This is a genomic window from Limosilactobacillus mucosae (assembly GCF_046939755.1).
In the GTDB taxonomy this organism is placed as follows: domain Bacteria; phylum Bacillota; class Bacilli; order Lactobacillales; family Lactobacillaceae; genus Limosilactobacillus; species Limosilactobacillus mucosae_A.
Window position 1 is genome coordinate 1 of sequence record NZ_JBKZAY010000057.1, and the last position, 2473, is coordinate 2473.

At 39.2% G+C, this 2473-nt stretch carries 2 protein-coding genes and 1 pseudogene; all 3 read right to left on the reverse strand.

The window, feature by feature from the left end; translation table 11 throughout:
* Window positions 1-799, reverse strand: a 799-nt coding sequence (locus ACLUWI_RS09995; RefSeq protein WP_412147201.1) for an ATP-binding protein, incomplete at its 3' end; no start/stop codon positions are given.
* A gap of 163 nt (window positions 800-962) precedes the next feature.
* The gene (locus ACLUWI_RS10000) at window positions 963-1670 is read right to left on the reverse strand and encodes an IS1096 element passenger TnpR family protein (RefSeq protein ID WP_412147202.1); all 708 of its coding nucleotides are present in this window, start codon (window positions 1668-1670) and stop codon (window positions 963-965) included.
* 347 nt (window positions 1671-2017) lie between these two features.
* Window positions 2018-2392 (reverse strand): annotated as a pseudogene (locus ACLUWI_RS10005) (SDR family oxidoreductase); the annotation flags it as partial.
* Window positions 2393-2473: the final 81 nt, after the last annotated feature.

A 2473-nucleotide genomic window follows, 5' to 3' on the forward strand; every position in this document is an offset into this window, starting at 1 on the left:
AAAGGTAGTGTTCAATATTCGTAAAGTTCGTCTCAACGAATTCTTCCGGCTGATTTTTAAACTTTAATCGGTAGACAAGCCGATTTTGGTCATTTATCGATTTAGTTTCAACCTTTAAATATTCAATAGTTGGATCCAAAAACTTCAGGATTTCTTCAGGTACGTTTTCTTTGGCATAAATCAAGGCATTGAAATTGGTAAAGATCAACGTATCAACAATCAACTGAACCGTGTATTTTTCAGTAGCAATCACCATCCGAAAAATCGAATCATCGTTTGCCAGCACAGAAGCCGTTATTGGATCAAGAGCATTCCGATCGTATTCTGGCTTAAGCGTTTCGGAAAAATCAAATAGTTTCTTTTTGGAAGTCTTGCTATCAATCTTTTTAACGTAAATTTTTTCTGAATCAACATGCCACCACTGACCATCATCAGTAGGCTTAAAAGTTGTGATGTCTTTATAGATTTTGCGATCTTCACCATAGAAAAAGGTAGTAATGGTTATTGGCTGTGTACCAAGCAAAACATCAGCCAACTGAGTCTGTTCAATTGATTTATCATTGAGCAGAAAAGTCAGCATTCCAATAATAGTTTTCATAATAGTAGTCTTACCAGTAGCATTTTTTCCAACAATCGTTATCACGTTGTCGGTCCAAAGGCGCTGGTAGAGATGGGTTAAGTCATTATTCTGATCAGTTATCGCGACTCTAGTATCATTTAAAACCGAAAATTCAATCTGCTTGCTAAATAATGGATGATTCTCAATTATTATCTTTAAAAAGGTTAACTTTTTTAGCATTTTATTCCCTCCGTCACTATAATTTTAAGCCGTTCTTCTCGGCATTTCAAACATATAATCCGTTTGAAGCGTTCTGAAAAAATTAAAAATAAAAAATATCATCCAACTACAAACGTCAATCACGTTCATAATCGGATGATAGCAATCTAAAATCTAAGAGATCCTAACTTAATTTAAACTCCGGATAGTAGCGCTCAATCAGGTCAATGGCATGGTTGGAGATTTCAATGCCATCATAGGCCTGGCGATAGTAACGAATCAGCCGTTTGAGCCGCCAGTTGAGTTCATCTTGGTTGTAGTAGTTCAAGGTGAAGACATCCGCTACATCAAATAACGGCTCTGGCAGCATTGTTCCAAAATCATTCAATTGATCATCTGAACGTTTCAGATCGCGGCCAAATTCCTTTAAGGCATCAACGCCACCAACGTTTTCAACAATTCCAAATCCTTTACCGGCAATGATTCGCGGCAGATGCTTGGCACTCAGCTCATTTTGATCGTCCAGCTTCTCAATTTTCAGCTTGATTTCCCAGCCAGCGCCAAAGTCATAGCGGAATAAGAATTCATCCCCAACATTAAAGTAGTTAAGCCGGAAATCATTTAAGCCAACGTATTTGATTTTAGGTCCGCCTGGAAAACTCGGCATCATGCTGTATTCTTCAGGATTGTTCACCATCACCACGAGACCGTCATCAGATTGGTAAGTGAAGTCATACTGATGCTCCGCGTACATTTCAAACATGATTTCCAGATAGTATGCCAGCTCAGTAATTGGCAGATTCTTTTTGATTTTGAATCGCCGCCAGGTTGCCGGTGATCGAAAGTCTTTCAGTTCAGCCTTGATTATATAGGTTGGAATTGGCTTTGCCATAGTAGTTTCCTCCAAATATTTGCCTTTGCAGCCATTGCAACGTTTAAAACTTTTGAATCGAGTATATCATAAGGTACCTGCCTGCTGAAATCATAAGCCATATCAACGAAAGCGCTCTATCTAGTTGCCGATAATAGCTCGGTGCGCTAAAATAATTAATGTAAATACATAATTTATAGCAGATTTTACACACTAAAGGGCTAGGTGCTTGGTTGCGCCTAACTCTTTTTCTTATTGAATTCAAAATGGTTGTTAATTTGCCGGCACGTATGTATGCGCTTTCTTCGATAACTAATAAGCAACCTTCTATACACGTCATCTCATATATAGAAGGTTGTTTTCAATTATTAATGATTGTCTTGAATCTGGCTCATAAATTCCTGTAAAGCAGCTTGCCACGTTGGGATGGCAAATCCAGTAGCTTCCGCTTTTTTCAGGCTCATAATGGAATGACGTGGCCGATATGCCTTTTGCGGATATTCTTCAGAGGTAACTGGAGCAACCTCTACATCCTTATCTTTCAAGATTTCACAGGCAAATTCATACCACGAGCAACTGTCTTCATTCGACAATTGATAAACGCCATACTCACAATGATGATCAACCAGATATGTCATAAATTCTGCCAACGTCCGAGTCCAGGTCGGGCGGCCAATTTGATCATTAACTACTGTCAAGCGATCATCATCCTTAACAAGGTGCAGCATCGTGTATGCAAAGTCCTGACCATCTAACCCTAGTCAAACTCCCCAGCCACGGTCGTTAAGGCCGCCTTGATTACTTGATCCATGTTGTAGTACTTG